The sequence below is a fragment of the Klebsiella pneumoniae complex sp. WS1778 genome (genome assembly GCF_049472055.1).
Lineage (GTDB): Bacteria > Pseudomonadota > Gammaproteobacteria > Enterobacterales > Enterobacteriaceae > Klebsiella > Klebsiella quasipneumoniae.
The window spans coordinates 789,526-803,014 of sequence record NZ_JBKGTJ010000002.1 but is presented as its reverse complement, the minus strand read 5'-3'; the positions used below and the strand labels follow the sequence as shown (position 1 = coordinate 803,014).

The window sequence follows — 13,489 nt, the reverse complement described above, 5'->3', positions numbered from 1 at the left end:
CGATGAGTTCTGCGCCTGACGGCTATGGCAAGGTGTGCCCATTCTGCACAATGAGGATTCACGATGTTGAAGGCATGGCACCTTCCGGTTGCACCCTTTATCAAGGTGCAACAGGACCGACTGTTTATTACCCTGTGGTTGAGCGGTGAGTCGCTGCCGCAGCGGATCACGCTGCGCGCGGAAGAAGATAACGAAGAGCTGTCGCTGCCGATGCAGCGCCTCCGCCAGGCGCCGAGGCCGGGTGTGGTGGCATGGCGCGGCGAAATCTCTCTCGCCAGCGGTCAGCCGCGCCGCCGCTACAGCTTTAAGCTACTGTGGGCCGACCATCAGCGCTGGTTTACGCCGCAGGGCTTCAGCCGTTTCCCGCCGGCCAGGCTGGAGCAGTTCGCCGTCGACCTGCCGGACGCCGGCCCGCAGTGGGTGGCCGATCAGGTTTTCTACCAGATTTTCCCCGATCGCTTTGCCCGCAGCGCTGCGCGTGACGCCGAACAGGATGCGGTCTATTACCATCACGCGGCGGGACGGGAGATTGTGCGCAAGGCGTGGGACGAACCGCTTACCGGCGAGGCGGGCGGGTCGACGTTCTACGGCGGGGATCTCGACGGCATCAGCGAAAAACTGCCTTACCTGAAGCAGCTCGGCGTCACCGCCCTGTATCTGAACCCGGTCTTCGCCGCCCCCAGCGTGCATAAATACGACACCGAGGATTATCGGCGCGTCGATCCGCAGTTTGGCGGCGACGCGGCGCTGCTCCGCTTGCGCCACAACACCCAGCGGGCGGGGATGCGCATGATCCTCGACGGCGTGTTCAACCATACCGGCGATTCCCATCCCTGGTTCGATCGCCACCAGCAGGGCAGCGGCGGCGCCGGCCACCATCCGGACTCCCCATGGCGCGACTGGTTTACCTTCTCCGGGGAGGGGCAGGCGCACAACTGGCTGGGCTATGCCAGTCTGCCGAAGCTCGACTATCGGTCGACCAGCCTGGTCAACGAGATCTATGCCGGCGAGGACAGCATCGTACGCCACTGGCTGAAGGCGCCGTGGAGTATGGACGGCTGGCGTCTGGACGTGGTGCACATGCTGGGCGAAGGCGGCGGGGCGCGGAATAACCTGCGGCATATCGCCGGCATCACCCAGGCGGCGAAACAAACGCAGCCGGAAACCTTTGTCTTTGGCGAACATTTTGGCGACGCGCGCCAGTGGCTGCAGGCGGATGCCGAAGATGCGGCAATGAACTACCGCGGCTTCACCTTCCCGATCTGGGGATTCCTCGCCAATACCGATATCTCTTACGATCCGCAGAATATAGACGCCCAGACCTGTATGGCGTGGATGGATAATTATCGCGCCGGGCTGTCGCATCAGCAGCAGCTGCGGATGTTCAACCAGCTCGACAGCCATGATACGGCGCGTTTTAAATCTCTCCTTGGCAAAGACGTAGCGCGTCTGCCGCTGGCGGTGGTGTGGCTGTTCAGCTGGCCCGGGGTACCGTGTATCTACTACGGCGATGAGGTGGGCGTAGATGGCAATAACGATCCGTTCTGCCGCAAACCGTTCCCGTGGGATCCGGCGCTGCAGGATACCCAGCTGCTGGCGCTGTATCAGCGAATGGCGAAACTGCGTAAAGCCCACCAGGCGCTGCGCTACGGCGGCTGCCAGGTGATTTACGCCGAGGATAACGTGGTGGTGTTTGTCCGCGTCTACAAACAGCAGCGGGTACTGGTGGCGATTAACCGCGGCGAAGCCTGCGAAGTGGTTATCGAGGATTCGCCGCTGTTGGACGTGGGAGCCTGGACGCTGCAGGAGGGCGCCGGCGCCTTCCATAACGGGGTACTGACGCTCCCGGCTATCTCCGCCTGCGTCTGGTCCGGTCGTTAACGATAGAGCTGGCTCAGCAGGTCGTCGCGGAGGAGCGCCTCCCGCCACCAGCGCTGAGCCAGCCCGTCATTCCCGCTGCGCCAGGCCATGTAGGTGATATCTTTTTCCCGCCAGCCGGCGACGCTTTTCTCCACCAGACAGCCTTTTTCCAGCCACGGGCGGGCGATATGACGCGGCAGAAAGCCGCAGCCCAGCCCGGCGCACAGCAGTTCGACTTTGCTGGCGAAATCATCGACGCCGATTTGCGGCTGTTCATCAAGCAGATTGCTGTTCAGCGGATGGCAATAGCGGGCGCTGTCGCGGATTACCACCGCCCGGTGCTGGCTGAGCTGCTTATTGCTGAGCGGCGTTTCCGCTCCGGCCAGCGGGTGGGCCGGGGCGACCACGAAAATGTTATCCAGCGCGCCGAGGGTTTGCCATGACCACTCGGCGGAGGTGGGCGGCTCATTGATGGCGCCGAGGATAATATCCGCGCCATGGTGGGTCAGCTCTTCCCATGAACCGGCGAGGGTGTGATGACTGAAGTTCAGCCGGGTCTGCGGGTTTTGCGCGTAGAACTCGGCGATCAGCGGCAGCAGGGCCGAAAAGGGAAACGAGGCGTCGAGGGCGATCGCCAGCTCTCGCTCCCAGCCCGCGCTCAGCTGCTGGGCCTGCTTTTCCAGATCTCTGGCGGCGCTTAAAAGCTGTCGCCCCTTCTCCAGCATCAGCCTCCCGGTATCAGTAAATTTTGCCCGATGGCCGGAACGATCCAACAAGACGATCTCCAGATCGCTCTCCAGCTTCTGGATCATATAGCTCAGAGCGGCGGGGGTTTTATACAGCGACTCTGCGGCGGTGGCGAAGGATCCGTGTCGGTCCAGCGCATCAAGGATCATCAGAACATCAAAGTTTACGCGCATCAGGAGTTTCCATTCATTAATTTCCCCTTGTTGTACCTAAGCGCAATAATCAATGCCAGTGAATAAATCAGAACAGTTTGCCGTAAAATTTTGATGAACGCTGGCATGAGTAAATACTAACCGCTGACAAAATATAAACCACAAAAAAACTTTAATAACTTGTTAGAAATAACTGGCTATACTCACCATGCTTTATCAGTCAGGATCTACACGACGCATTAACCATCATGTCATCTTTTTAACTAATTGATTAAGAAGGTATTTAATGTCTATTCGTGAACTGCTCGATCCCACTAATTCCGCCCTTATCTTTATTGATCATCAGCCACAGATGTCATTTGGCGTGGCGAATATCGATCGCCAGACCCTCAAAAATAACACCGTGGCGCTGGCTAAAGCCGGCAAAATTTTTAATGTACCGGTGATTTACACTTCCGTAGAGACCAAAAGCTTCAGCGGTTATATTTGGCCGGAATTATTGGCCGTGCATCCTGACGTCAAGCCGATTGAGCGTACTTCAATGAACTCCTGGGAAGACGATGCCTTCGTTGCGGCGGTGAAAGCGACCGGCCGTAAAAAGCTGGTGATCTCCGCTCTGTGGACCGAAGTTTGCCTGACGTTTCCGGCGCTGATGGCCCTGGAGGCGGGATACGAAGTGTATGTGGTCACCGATACCTCCGGCGGTACCTCTGTCGACGCCCATGAGCGCTCCATTGACCGGATGGTGCAGGCGGGCGCGGTGCCGGTGACCTGGCAGCAGGTGCTGCTGGAGTACCAGCGCGACTGGTCGCGCAAAGCGACTTACGATGCGGTGATGGACCTGGTGCGCGAACACAGCGGCGCCTACGGGATGGGCGTGGATTACGCTTATACCATGGTGCATGGCGCGCCAGAGCGTAAAGCTTAAATACACTTCACCCTTCAGGCTGCCTCTTTGTTAGCTGGGTTTGCCCGCCCCGGTCACTGACTGATGTCAGCTCCCGGGACGTGCCGGCTTGCCGCCTCGACGCAGCATGAATGACGTTGTGTATGGTCATCTATGGCTAATGGCGAGAATCATCCTGCCATTCCCCTGAAGCAAGGAATCTTTATGGCGCAGCAAAAATCGGTGACCCTTGTCATCAGCCATCTGCTCGATCCGCAACACGGCCAGCGCTACGAAGAGTGGCTCGGCAAAATCATGCCCATCGCGGCTGAGTTTCCCGGCCATCTCGGGGCGAATGTGATCCGGCCCGCCGCAGGGCAGAATCTGTGGAGCGTGATTATCCGCTTCGACACCCTGGAGCATCTCTATGCCTGGACGCAGTCGGAAACCCGTCGTCAGCTGGTGGCGGAAATTGCCCCGCTGCTGACGGAGGGCGATCGGACGGAGGTGCGGACCGAACCGGCCTTCTGGTTTACCCCGCCGGTGGCGAATGTGCGCCAGCCGCGGCGCTGGAAACAGTTTCTGATCACCCTGCTGGTGATTTTCCCCAGCACCAACCTGGTGCCGACGGTGACCGGCATGCTGTTGCCGTCGCTTAAGGGGAGCCTGCTGCTGCACCTGATCAATGATGCCTGCGTGGTTGCGCTGGTGGTCTGGTTCTGGATGCCCATCGTGACCCGCCTGTTTGCTGGCTGGTTGAAGAAAAACTGAGTCAGCCTCCCCAAGGAGTGTGTTATGTCGCAAACTGCCACACTGATTCTGACCCACGGCCAGATTCATACCCTCGATCGTGCGAATCCGCTGGCGGAAGCCGTGGCCATCGCCGACGGAAAAATTGTTGCCACCGGAAGCCACGATCGGATCATGAGCTTTGCCGCCGAGGGAACGCAGATCGTCGATCTCAAAGGGCATACGGTGATCCCGGGCCTCAACGATTCTCACCTGCATCTGATCCGCGGAGGGTTGAACTACAACCTTGAGCTCCGCTGGGAGGGCGTGCCCTCTCTGGCCGATGCCCTGCGAATGCTTAAGGATCAGGCGGATCGCACACCGTCGCCGCAGTGGGTGCGGGTGGTCGGCGGCTGGAGCGAATTCCAGTTCGCCGAACGACGGATGCCGACCCTGGAAGAGCTAAACGACGCGGCGCCCGATACGCCAGTGTTTGTGCTACATCTCTACGATCGCGCACTGCTGAACCGCGCGGCGCTGAAAGCCGTGGGGTATACCAAAGAGACGCCGGATCCGGTGGGCGGAGAGATCGTCCGCGATAGCCACGGCAACCCGACCGGGATGCTGATTGCCAAACCAAACGCCATGATCCTCTACGCCACCCTGGCCAAAGGGCCGAAGCTGCCGCTGGATCTGCAGGTGAACTCCACCCGTCAGTTTATGCGCGAGCTGAACCGACTGGGGCTGACCAGCGCCATCGACGCCGGGGGCGGTTTCCAGAACTACCCGGAAGATTACGAAATTATCGAGCAGCTGCACGCAAAAGATCAGATGACCGTGCGCATCGCCTACAACCTGTTTACCCAGCGACCGAAGCAGGAGCTGGAGGACTTCGAGCGCTGGACCGATATGCTGAAGCCGGGGCAGGGAACCGATTTCTATCGCGCCAACGGCGCCGGCGAGATGTTGGTGTTTTCGGCGGCGGATTTTGAAGATTTCCTGCAGCCGCGGCCGGATTTGCCGCAAGGCATGGAAGATGAGCTGGAGCGGGTGGTGCGCCATCTGGTGGAACATCGCTGGCCGTTCCGCCTGCATGCCACCTACGACGAGTCCATCAGCCGGATGCTGGACGTGTTTGAGAAGGTGAACCGTGACATTCCGTTTAATGGCCTGCACTGGTTCTTCGATCATGCCGAGACCATTACCGAGCGCAACATTGAGCGGGTGAAGGCGCTGGGGGGCGGCATTGCGGTGCAGCACCGGATGGCCTTCCAGGGCGAATATTTTGTCGATCGCTACGGCAAAGAGGCGGTGAAACATACGCCGCCGGTAGCGAAAATGCTGGAGCTGGACGTACCGGTAGGGTTAGGGACCGATGCCACCCGCGTCGCCAGCTATAATCCGTGGACCGCGCTGTACTGGCTGGTCTCCGGGCGCACCGTTGGCGGGATGGCGATGTATGACGACAACAACCGCCTGCCGCGCGATGTCGCGCTGGAGCTGTGGACGGCGGGCAGCGCCTGGTTCTCCAGCGAGCAGGGTAAAAAGGGCCGTCTGGCCGCCGGTCAGCTTGCCGATCTGGTGGTGCTGTCGAAGGACTATTTCAGCGTCGCGGAAGAGGAGATCAAAGGCATTGAGTCGGTGCTGACGGTGGTTGATGGCAAAGTGGTGTACGCCGCCGGTCACTTCTCGCCGCTGGCGCCGCCGCCGATCCCGGTGCTGCCGGAGTGGTCGCCGGTGGTGAAGGTCCCGGGCCATTACCGTTCCGCTCCGCCAGCGGCGGCCAAAATTGGCGCCATAGTGCAGATGCACCAGTGCTGCGGTAGCTGCGGTGTCCACGGCCATCAGCATGATATCGCGCGAAAATCGTCGATCCCGGTCTCCGACGAGCAGGCCTTCTGGGGCGTGCTGGGTTGCTCCTGCTTTGCCTTCTGATGCCTGACGCCTCCGCCCCGGTTGCTAAGGGGCGGAGGTCTCAGCCACCTTTCACGCATCAATAGCGCTGCTGTGAGCCAAAAAGCGCCATGCGGCGGGCAATCATTTCGCGTACTGGCTGCAGTCCCTGGGCGATCACTTTCCGCGGATCGTTCACATCGTGCCCGGTATCGGCAGCAAAGATCGCCTTCACCTGCTGGCACCAGGCGTACATATTTTCGGTATTAACGTTAATCTTGGCGGTGCCGCAGGCAATCGCCCGGCGCATATCCTCATCGGCAATACCTGTGCCGCCATGCAGCACCAGCGGAACCTTCACCCGCTCGGCAATGGCTTTCATCTCGGTAAATCCCAGTCGGGCTTTGCCTTTATACAGGCCATGGGTGGAGCCCAGCGCGGCGGCGAGGCAATCCACCTGGGTTTCTGTCACCAGGGTGTAGCACTCCTCGGGATCGGCGTAGATGACTTCGGAATTGACAATGCCGTCTTCACTGCCGGCGATAGTCCCCAGTTCGGCCTCCACGGAGATACCTTTGCTGTGCGCCAGCGTCACCAGATGGCGAGTAATGGCCAGGTTTTCCCTGAACGGCAGATGCGAGCCATCAAACATAATGGAACTGAAGCCGGCGGCGATCGCCGCTTCGCAGGCCTCCCGGGAGGTACCATGATCCAGATGCAGCGCCACCGGAACATCAATATGCAAATACTCCATGGCGTTAACTACGATGTCATGAATACATTTTAACCCGAGCATATGCTTAACCGTGCCGCCGGACACGCCCAAAATAACCGGTGAGCGGCACTGCTGGGCAGTGCTTAATACGGCGCCGACCCATTCCAGATTATTAATGTTGAACTGACCGACGGCGTAGCCGTCCCGCAGGGCATGCTGAAGCATGTCCTTCATCGACACTAACATATTCACCTCTTGATATTTATTAAATGCAGTTATTCTTCAAAATATTGCTTTAAGTTTCTCTCGTAGCTATTTAACGAGTGGTGGACGACCGCCAGGTCCGGCATAGATTCCCGTACCCCTTTTTTCTCAATAGAAATGGCGGCGGTCAGGCTGGCAAATAAAATAATATTATCTATGTGCCATGAGTAGTGGACGCCATAGGTGAAGGCGCCGTGAAATACATCCCCGGCTCCGGTGGTATCAACGGCATTGCACAGCCAGGAAGGAACGATCTGCAGCATACCGCTTTTTAAAAAAGCACACCCTTTTTCGCCAAGGGTAATAAATGCTTCACCGCGGCAAATTTTATTCAGCTCAATCAGCGCCGCTTTAATTTCTGCTTCGGTGCTCAAAGAGCGATAGCTCATATAATCGCGGGCAAAATGTTCGCTCACTACAAAATAGTCGGTCCAGGCTGCAAGTTTTATATTGCTGGCGCGCAGTGACCCGCCGTCCATCACGACTCTGGCGTTGGGCAGTTTCTTAATTAAATATTCACTGATTTCCGGCTCATGGCCGTCAATTAAAATGGTGACCGGATCCTCGGCGGCAATCAGTCGTTCGGCGAGGTCGTCCAGTTTGAGCTTTTGATCGTAGGTCAGGGAAGGCGGTGTCTGCATCTTGCGGGTAATAATCGTCCGCGAACCCGTTAAGCGATTGACCAGCACCGAGGCCAGCGGGGTGATCATGTCATCGGAGAAAACCACCTGGCTGGTATCCACCCCCGCTTCGGCAAACTCATCGATAATGCGCTGACCGTAAAGGTCCTGATGCAGATGGCCGATGTAATAGACCTCCTCACCCCATAATCCCAGCAGCCAGGCTGCATTGGCCGCCGGGCCGCCGCCGCTTTCTATAAAATCATGACAAAAGTTTTTGGTATTCTCCTGGGGCCATTCATTGAGAAAGAAAAACTGATCGAAACAGGCAAATCCAATGGACAAAATAGCCATAACCACTCCTGATTATTTGTCAGCGGCGGGAAGCGTGACCTTCCCGCAGGGAAAAATGACCTCGCTTATTCATTTTTCTGCTTGGCAGTAAGCTCCTCATAGCTGAGCGTGTTGCCCACTACCCGTACCTGACGGAAGCAGAAAGGCACCAGCAGCGCGACGAGCAGCGCCAGACAAATCAGGTAGATAGTGACCTGGCCAAACTGGGTGAACGCGTTACCAATAATGATGCCCCATACTGCGAAGTCGAAATCGGCGAAGGTGCTGTTTTCAAACCCGAGGTTGCCGAGCGCCGGCAGCAGCATCGCCGGCAGGAAGGCGAGGAAGATCCCGCCGATAAAGGCGGCGATGATACACCCGCGCTTACCGCCCAGCTTGTCGGCAAAGACCCCGGAGGTGCCGCCGCAGAAGAAGTGCGGCACCATGCCGGGAATAATCAGCGCCATGCCCAGTCCGCCGAGCATGAGCATCCCGACCAGACCGCCCACAAAGGAGCTGATGAATCCCACCACCACCGCGGTGGGGCTAAAGGTGAAGAACACCGCGCAGTCAACGGCCGGGATGGAGTCCGGGATCAGTTTCTGGCTGATGCCCTGGAATGCCGGCACCAGATCGCCGAGGATCAACCGCACGCCGTTGTAGACAATGGCTACGCCAACGGCGAACTGCAGACCGGTCAGCACGGAGAAGATCAGCATATTCTGGTCGGTGATGGTGCTCAGGTACGCCGACCCGGCGACAGCGCTGCAGATGAAGTAGATAACAAACATCACGATACCGGTGGTGACGGTGGTATCGCGCAGAAATCCCCATTTCTCTGAGATTTCGGTATCGGCGAAGGAGTTTGCCGGATTGCCGGTCCGGCTGGCGATCCACGCCGAGAGGTAGTAGCCCAGGGAGCCGAAATGGCCCATGGCGATCCCGCCGTCTTCGGTTACCTGCCTGGTGTAACGCTGGCCAATGGCCGGGGAAATGGCCGACCATGAGCCCAACAGGAATCCGCCGATCAGGATCAACATCCAGCCCTGGAACTCCGCCGCCTGCAGGACGGCGGAGAACAGGCAGGCGAGAAAGAACGAATGATGGCCGGTGAGAAAGATATATTTATATTTGGTGCAGCGGGCTATGATCAGGTTGAAAATAAAGCCCAACAGCAAAATACTCATGGTTTCCACGCCCAGCATTTTCTGGGCGACGGAGACAATGGCTTCATTGTTAGGAATAACGCCGCGGATATTAAATCCAGCTTCGATAATACCGCCCAGCGGGTTGAGATTGGCAACGATAACGCCTGCGCCAGCGCTCAGCATCAAATAGCCTAAAATCGGCTTTAATGTGCCGGTAAGGAGTTTGTTGCCGGGGGAGCGCAGCGCCACTAAGCCAACGAAGGCGATAAGCCCCATCAAAAAAGCGGGTTGACTGAATATTTCCGTTAAGAAACTAAGAATAGCCTGCATGGTCGTTCCCTCTATGCTGATTAAGAGTGAGTCGCAGCAATTTTCATCAGCGCGTCGGTAATATCCTCGGCGATTTTTGCTTTATGGACGTAGCTGCGAATAATGGCGACATGACAGTGGGCCGGAAATTGATTTGCCAGTTCTTTGATCGTGACGTAAAGGTCGGCTTTTTCCCCGACGGCGTTAGCAAAATCGACCGAAGCGACGTCCGCTTTGATACCTAATTCTTCACAGATCTTCTTCACATTATTCGCAGCCATCAATGAACTGCCAATACCGTTACCACAAACCGTTCTGATAACTAACATAATGACTACTCCATTTGTTTTTGGATGAAATGTAAGACTGAATTCACGTCATTTTCCTGCTGAAGAAAAGTCACGATATCTGACTCGATCAGCGAGGCAATCAGTTGGATCATTTTGATATGACTGTCAGCATCGGCGCCGGCGATCGCGATGACGACGGTAACCGGATCGAACTCATCGTGGCCGAAGGTCACTGGTGTGGCGGTGGTGACAAGCGAAAATCCGGTCTGCAATGCCCCTTTTTCCGGGCGGGCGTGCGGCATGGCAATCCCGTCATCTATCACGATGGCGGCGCCAAAATCCTCGTATACTGTCAGCATCTCGTTGACATATTCGGCGCTGCAAATCTGGCGCCTGGCGAGTAATGAACCCGCCAGTTCGATGGCCTCCTCCGCATGGGAAATATTCTGCTTCAGGGCGATTAACGTCGGGTCAAAAATAATATCCATTCTCTTCTCCTGAACGTATTCCTGTTCCTGAGTAAAATCATGACCAAATACATTGATAAAAATGATGGATGAGATCACATCCGCGGTTTTAAATATTGATGGCGATCACATCGACGGCAAAGTGCTGGCTGAAAATCATATAATTAATTTATTTGTTTTTCAGACTGTTATGAAGTGGTTGAGATTTAACGCTGAAATTTGACAGAGAAAAAATGAGAGGCAGAGCGAAATTTTTCAGCAGAAGTGTATTGCTGGTCACAAATATCAGCGGGTCATTTTCTTAAATTTTGACGCCGCTAACAAAAAAGGCCCGCTTGAGCGAGCCTTTTATAAAAACGTGTGCCGATTACAGGCTGGAGACGTTTTCGGTCAGGTATTTTGCCACGCCTTCCGGAGAGGCAGCCATACCTTCTTTTCCTTTTTCCCACTGCGCCGGGCAGACTTCGCCGTGCTCTTCGTGGAACTGCAGCGCGTCAACCATGCGCAGCATTTCGTCGATGTTACGGCCCAGCGGCAGGTCGTTAACCACCTGGTGGCGAACCACGCCGTTGGCGTCGATCAGGAAGGAGCCGCGCAGCGCTACGCCTTCGTCCGGATGCTCGATACCGTAAGCTTTCTGGATTTCACGTTTGATGTCGGCAACCATCGCGTATTTAACCGGGCCGATACCGCCCTGGTCTACCGGGGTATTACGCCATGCGTTGTGCACGAACTCGGAGTCGAAGGAAACGCCAACCACTTCCACGCCGCGTTTCTGGAATTCTTCGTAACGTTTGTCGAACGCGATCAGCTCAGACGGGCAAACGAAGGTGAAGTCCATCGGCCAGAAGAACAGAACGGTAGGTTTACCGTTGGTGTGCTGTTTGAAATTGAATTTCTCAACGATCTCACCATTACCCAGCACAGCGGCTGCAGTAAAATCCGGCGCTTGACGAGTGACCAGAACCATTTGATTCTCCTGTAATTACTAAGGTTATTTGGAACGCAACGCGGGCAAGTATAGAGCCTGTCCGCCAATAACACAAAGAGGCGCTGACAATCGTTCAGCCAGCTTTTACCTATCAATGTCGCAGCGATTACAGCTGTTTGTTTTTCGCCTGACGCATCATCTGCGGATAAAAGCGCCAGAACTGCCCCTCCAGCCGGTCGTAGTGAGTATCCAGATCCTGCCAGGAGTCGCGCAGCGCCTCGAGACGCGGGCGGCGGCTGGCCATGCCATTGAGCACGCGCTGAATAAAATCCATCTCCTGATAGCGCTCCAGCCAGCGCTCCGACCACAGGTATTGATTGAGATTGACGAAGCGGGGCGGCGAGTCGGGCAGGATCGGCACGATCTGCCGCTCGGCGTAGCGCACGAACTCGTCCAGCGGCAGGTCAGGGGAGAGTTGCGCCCAGTGCTGCGACAGGAAATGATCCCACATGACGTCGAGGGTGATGGGGGCGACGCGGCGGGTCTGCGGGCGAAACCACTCCCGCGCCTCTTTGACTTCCGCCAGGTTGTCAGTCAGCACGTCAATTCGCCGATGCATATAGATGCCATCGACGATCGCCGCCGGATAGTCGCCCTGCGGGTTGCCGCGCACAAAGTCGGCCATCAGATTGCCGGGCAGCGAACTGTCGGCGAGATGGGCCAGGTGCAGGTGGGCGAGAAAATTCATAGCGACGACATCCTTTAAATACTTTATGGCGAGCAGAGTGAGCGGTGTAGCGCTGCGCGTCGCCCTGAACGGCAGCCCCGGTGCCCGAATGGCGTGCTGTCTGGCCGCGCGCGGCCCTCTGCCACCGGTGATGCATTCGGCTGCCGCATGGCGGCATTCGGAATGATTTGGAATATAGATTATGTCATTCGTCCGGAGGGGTAAAGGTTGCAGGCAGAACGCCCCGGCACTAGACTACCCGCCTCTTTATTCAGTCTGAGTTACCGTCATGCGCGTTACCGATTTTGCTTTTGAACTACCCGAATCTCTGATCGCCCACTATCCGATGCCTGAGCGCAGCAGCTGCCGCTTACTTTTCCTGGACGGGCCGACGGGCGCGCTGACGCATGGCACCTTCACCGACATCCTCGATAAGCTCAATCCTGGCGATCTGCTGGTGTTTAACAACACCCGGGTGATCCCGGCGCGTTTGTTCGGTCGTAAGGCCAGCGGCGGCAAGATCGAAGTGCTGGTGGAGCGGATGCTGGATGATAAGCGCATCCTCGCCCATATTCGCGCCTCGAAAGCGCCGAAGCCGGGCGCCGAGCTGCTGCTGGGCGACGACGAGAGCATTCAGGCCACCATGCTGGCGCGTCACGGCGCGCTGTTTGAAGTGGAATTTAACGACGAGCGCCCGGTGCTGGAGATCCTTAACGGGATTGGCCATATGCCGCTGCCGCCCTACATTGACCGCCCGGATGAAGACGCTGACCGCGAGCTCTATCAAACCGTCTACGGCACCAGGCCGGGCGCGGTAGCCGCCCCGACCGCTGGTCTGCACTTCGACGAACCGCTGCTGGATAAACTGCGCGCCAAAGGCGTTGAGATGGCGTTTGTCACCCTGCACGTGGGCGCGGGTACCTTCCAGCCGGTGCGCGTCGACAGCATTGAAGAGCACACCATGCACTCTGAATATGCGGAAGTGCCGCAGGAGGTAGTCGATGCGGTGCTGGCGGCGAAGGCGCGCGGCAATCGCGTGATCGCAGTGGGCACCACCTCGGTACGCTCGCTGGAGAGCGCGGCGCAGGCGGCGAAAGACGCCCTGATTGCGCCGTTCTTCGACGATACGCAGATTTTCATCTACCCGGGTTATCAGTACCAGGTGATCGATGCGCTGGTAACCAACTTCCATCTCCCTGAATCCACATTGATTATGCTGGTGTCGGCGTTTGCGGGTTATCAGCACACCATGAACGCCTATAAGGTAGCGGTGGAGCAGAAATATCGCTTTTTTAGCTACGGGGATGCGATGTTTATCACGTACAATCCGCAGGCTATTTCTGAGCGTCCCTGAAGAGGCCGGCCCGCCGGCTTTTTGGACGCCATGACGCATTTTTTTAGCCACGGAATCATTCCGT

Annotated in this window: 14 protein-coding genes and 1 pseudogene; 7 read left to right on the top strand and 8 right to left on the bottom strand. The window is 57.2% G+C overall.

Annotation, left to right across the window (positions count from 1 at the left end; all coding sequences use genetic code 11):
- Positions 1-63 precede the first annotated feature (63 nt).
- Positions 64-1,881: a maltodextrin glucosidase gene (gene malZ / locus ACLEXF_RS13775; RefSeq protein WP_423265773.1), complete on the top strand. Its 1,818-nt coding sequence runs from the start codon at positions 64-66 to the stop codon at positions 1,879-1,881.
- Here malZ and ACLEXF_RS13770 read toward each other — a convergent pair.
- On the bottom strand, positions 1,878-2,780 hold the full coding sequence (locus ACLEXF_RS13770; protein WP_004204855.1) for a LysR substrate-binding domain-containing protein: 903 nt from the start codon (positions 2,778-2,780) through the stop codon (positions 1,878-1,880). The genes malZ and ACLEXF_RS13770 overlap by 4 nt on opposite strands.
- Positions 2,781-3,045: 265 nt before the next feature.
- Here ACLEXF_RS13770 and ACLEXF_RS13765 point away from each other — a divergent pair, with 265 nt between their 5' ends.
- The 3 genes from ACLEXF_RS13765 (at position 3,046) to ACLEXF_RS13755 (ending at position 6,309) form a co-directional block, all read left to right on the top strand.
- Positions 3,046-3,687, top strand: coding sequence for a hydrolase (locus tag ACLEXF_RS13765; protein ID WP_002890357.1), 642 nt, complete (start codon positions 3,046-3,048; stop codon positions 3,685-3,687).
- A 183-nt stretch (positions 3,688-3,870) separates the two neighbouring features.
- On the top strand, positions 3,871-4,416 hold the full coding sequence (locus ACLEXF_RS13760; protein WP_004204853.1) for an antibiotic biosynthesis monooxygenase: 546 nt from the start codon (positions 3,871-3,873) through the stop codon (positions 4,414-4,416).
- Positions 4,417-4,440: 24 nt separating this feature from the next.
- Positions 4,441-6,309: an amidohydrolase gene (locus tag ACLEXF_RS13755; RefSeq protein WP_053810711.1), complete on the top strand. Its 1,869-nt coding sequence runs from the start codon at positions 4,441-4,443 to the stop codon at positions 6,307-6,309.
- Positions 6,310-6,367: 58 nt separating this feature from the next.
- On the opposite strand, the gene fba is transcribed toward ACLEXF_RS13755, so the two are convergent.
- The 5 genes from fba to ACLEXF_RS13730 form a co-directional block, all read right to left on the bottom strand.
- On the bottom strand, positions 6,368-7,222 hold the full coding sequence (gene fba / locus ACLEXF_RS13750; protein ID WP_074186558.1) for a class II fructose-1,6-bisphosphate aldolase: 855 nt from the start codon (positions 7,220-7,222) through the stop codon (positions 6,368-6,370).
- 35 nt (positions 7,223-7,257) lie between these two features.
- On the bottom strand, positions 7,258-8,220 hold the full coding sequence (locus ACLEXF_RS13745) for a carbohydrate kinase family protein (protein WP_023319834.1): 963 nt from the start codon (positions 8,218-8,220) through the stop codon (positions 7,258-7,260).
- A 65-nt stretch (positions 8,221-8,285) separates the two neighbouring features.
- Positions 8,286-9,677: a PTS ascorbate transporter subunit IIC gene (locus tag ACLEXF_RS13740; protein ID WP_004204848.1), complete on the bottom strand. Its 1,392-nt coding sequence runs from the start codon at positions 9,675-9,677 to the stop codon at positions 8,286-8,288.
- Positions 9,678-9,697: 20 nt separating this feature from the next.
- Positions 9,698-9,985: a PTS sugar transporter subunit IIB gene (locus ACLEXF_RS13735; RefSeq protein ID WP_017898931.1), complete on the bottom strand. Its 288-nt coding sequence runs from the start codon at positions 9,983-9,985 to the stop codon at positions 9,698-9,700.
- A gap of 5 nt (positions 9,986-9,990) precedes the next feature.
- The gene (locus ACLEXF_RS13730; RefSeq protein ID WP_004204845.1) at positions 9,991-10,434 is read right to left on the bottom strand and encodes a PTS sugar transporter subunit IIA; all 444 of its coding nucleotides are present in this window, start codon (positions 10,432-10,434) and stop codon (positions 9,991-9,993) included.
- Positions 10,435-10,489: 55 nt separating this feature from the next.
- Between ACLEXF_RS13730 and ACLEXF_RS13725 the strand changes: the two genes are divergently transcribed.
- The gene (locus ACLEXF_RS13725) at positions 10,490-10,636 is read left to right on the top strand and encodes a hypothetical protein (protein ID WP_032446996.1); all 147 of its coding nucleotides are present in this window, start codon (positions 10,490-10,492) and stop codon (positions 10,634-10,636) included.
- Between the two features lie 144 nt (positions 10,637-10,780).
- On the opposite strand, the gene ACLEXF_RS13720 is transcribed toward ACLEXF_RS13725, so the two are convergent.
- Positions 10,781-11,383: a peroxiredoxin gene (locus ACLEXF_RS13720; RefSeq protein WP_004178733.1), complete on the bottom strand. Its 603-nt coding sequence runs from the start codon at positions 11,381-11,383 to the stop codon at positions 10,781-10,783.
- Positions 11,384-11,510: 127 nt separating this feature from the next.
- Positions 11,511-12,092 carry an ACP phosphodiesterase gene (acpH, locus tag ACLEXF_RS13715; RefSeq protein ID WP_004204843.1) on the bottom strand — a complete coding sequence of 194 codons (582 nt, stop codon included), beginning with the start codon at positions 12,090-12,092 and terminating at the stop codon, positions 11,511-11,513.
- 88 nt (positions 12,093-12,180) lie between these two features.
- Here acpH and ACLEXF_RS13710 point away from each other — a divergent pair.
- Positions 12,181-12,296 (top strand): annotated as a pseudogene (locus ACLEXF_RS13710) (hypothetical protein).
- 64 nt (positions 12,297-12,360) lie between these two features.
- Entirely contained in the window at positions 12,361-13,425 is a 1,065-nt protein-coding gene (queA, locus tag ACLEXF_RS13705) for a tRNA preQ1(34) S-adenosylmethionine ribosyltransferase-isomerase QueA (protein ID WP_407259913.1), read from the top strand.
- Positions 13,426-13,489 lie beyond the last annotated feature (64 nt).

Coding starts and splice junctions, on each gene's coding strand:
- ACLEXF_RS13735 (WP_017898931.1), bottom strand. CDS start 9,985: ATGTTAGTTATCAGAACGGTTTGTGGTAACGGTATTGGCAGTTCATTG.
- malZ (WP_423265773.1), top strand. CDS start 64: ATGTTGAAGGCATGGCACCTTCCGGTTGCACCCTTTATCAAGGTGCAA.
- ACLEXF_RS13740 (WP_004204848.1), bottom strand. CDS start 9,677: ATGCAGGCTATTCTTAGTTTCTTAACGGAAATATTCAGTCAACCCGCT.
- ACLEXF_RS13730 (WP_004204845.1), bottom strand. CDS start 10,434: ATGGATATTATTTTTGACCCGACGTTAATCGCCCTGAAGCAGAATATT.
- ACLEXF_RS13760 (WP_004204853.1), top strand. CDS start 3,871: ATGGCGCAGCAAAAATCGGTGACCCTTGTCATCAGCCATCTGCTCGAT.
- ACLEXF_RS13755 (WP_053810711.1), top strand. CDS start 4,441: ATGTCGCAAACTGCCACACTGATTCTGACCCACGGCCAGATTCATACC.
- queA (WP_407259913.1), top strand. CDS start 12,361: ATGCGCGTTACCGATTTTGCTTTTGAACTACCCGAATCTCTGATCGCC.
- ACLEXF_RS13720 (WP_004178733.1), bottom strand. CDS start 11,383: ATGGTTCTGGTCACTCGTCAAGCGCCGGATTTTACTGCAGCCGCTGTG.
- ACLEXF_RS13745 (WP_023319834.1), bottom strand. CDS start 8,220: ATGGCTATTTTGTCCATTGGATTTGCCTGTTTCGATCAGTTTTTCTTT.
- ACLEXF_RS13770 (WP_004204855.1), bottom strand. CDS start 2,780: ATGCGCGTAAACTTTGATGTTCTGATGATCCTTGATGCGCTGGACCGA.
- acpH (WP_004204843.1), bottom strand. CDS start 12,092: ATGAATTTTCTCGCCCACCTGCACCTGGCCCATCTCGCCGACAGTTCG.
- ACLEXF_RS13765 (WP_002890357.1), top strand. CDS start 3,046: ATGTCTATTCGTGAACTGCTCGATCCCACTAATTCCGCCCTTATCTTT.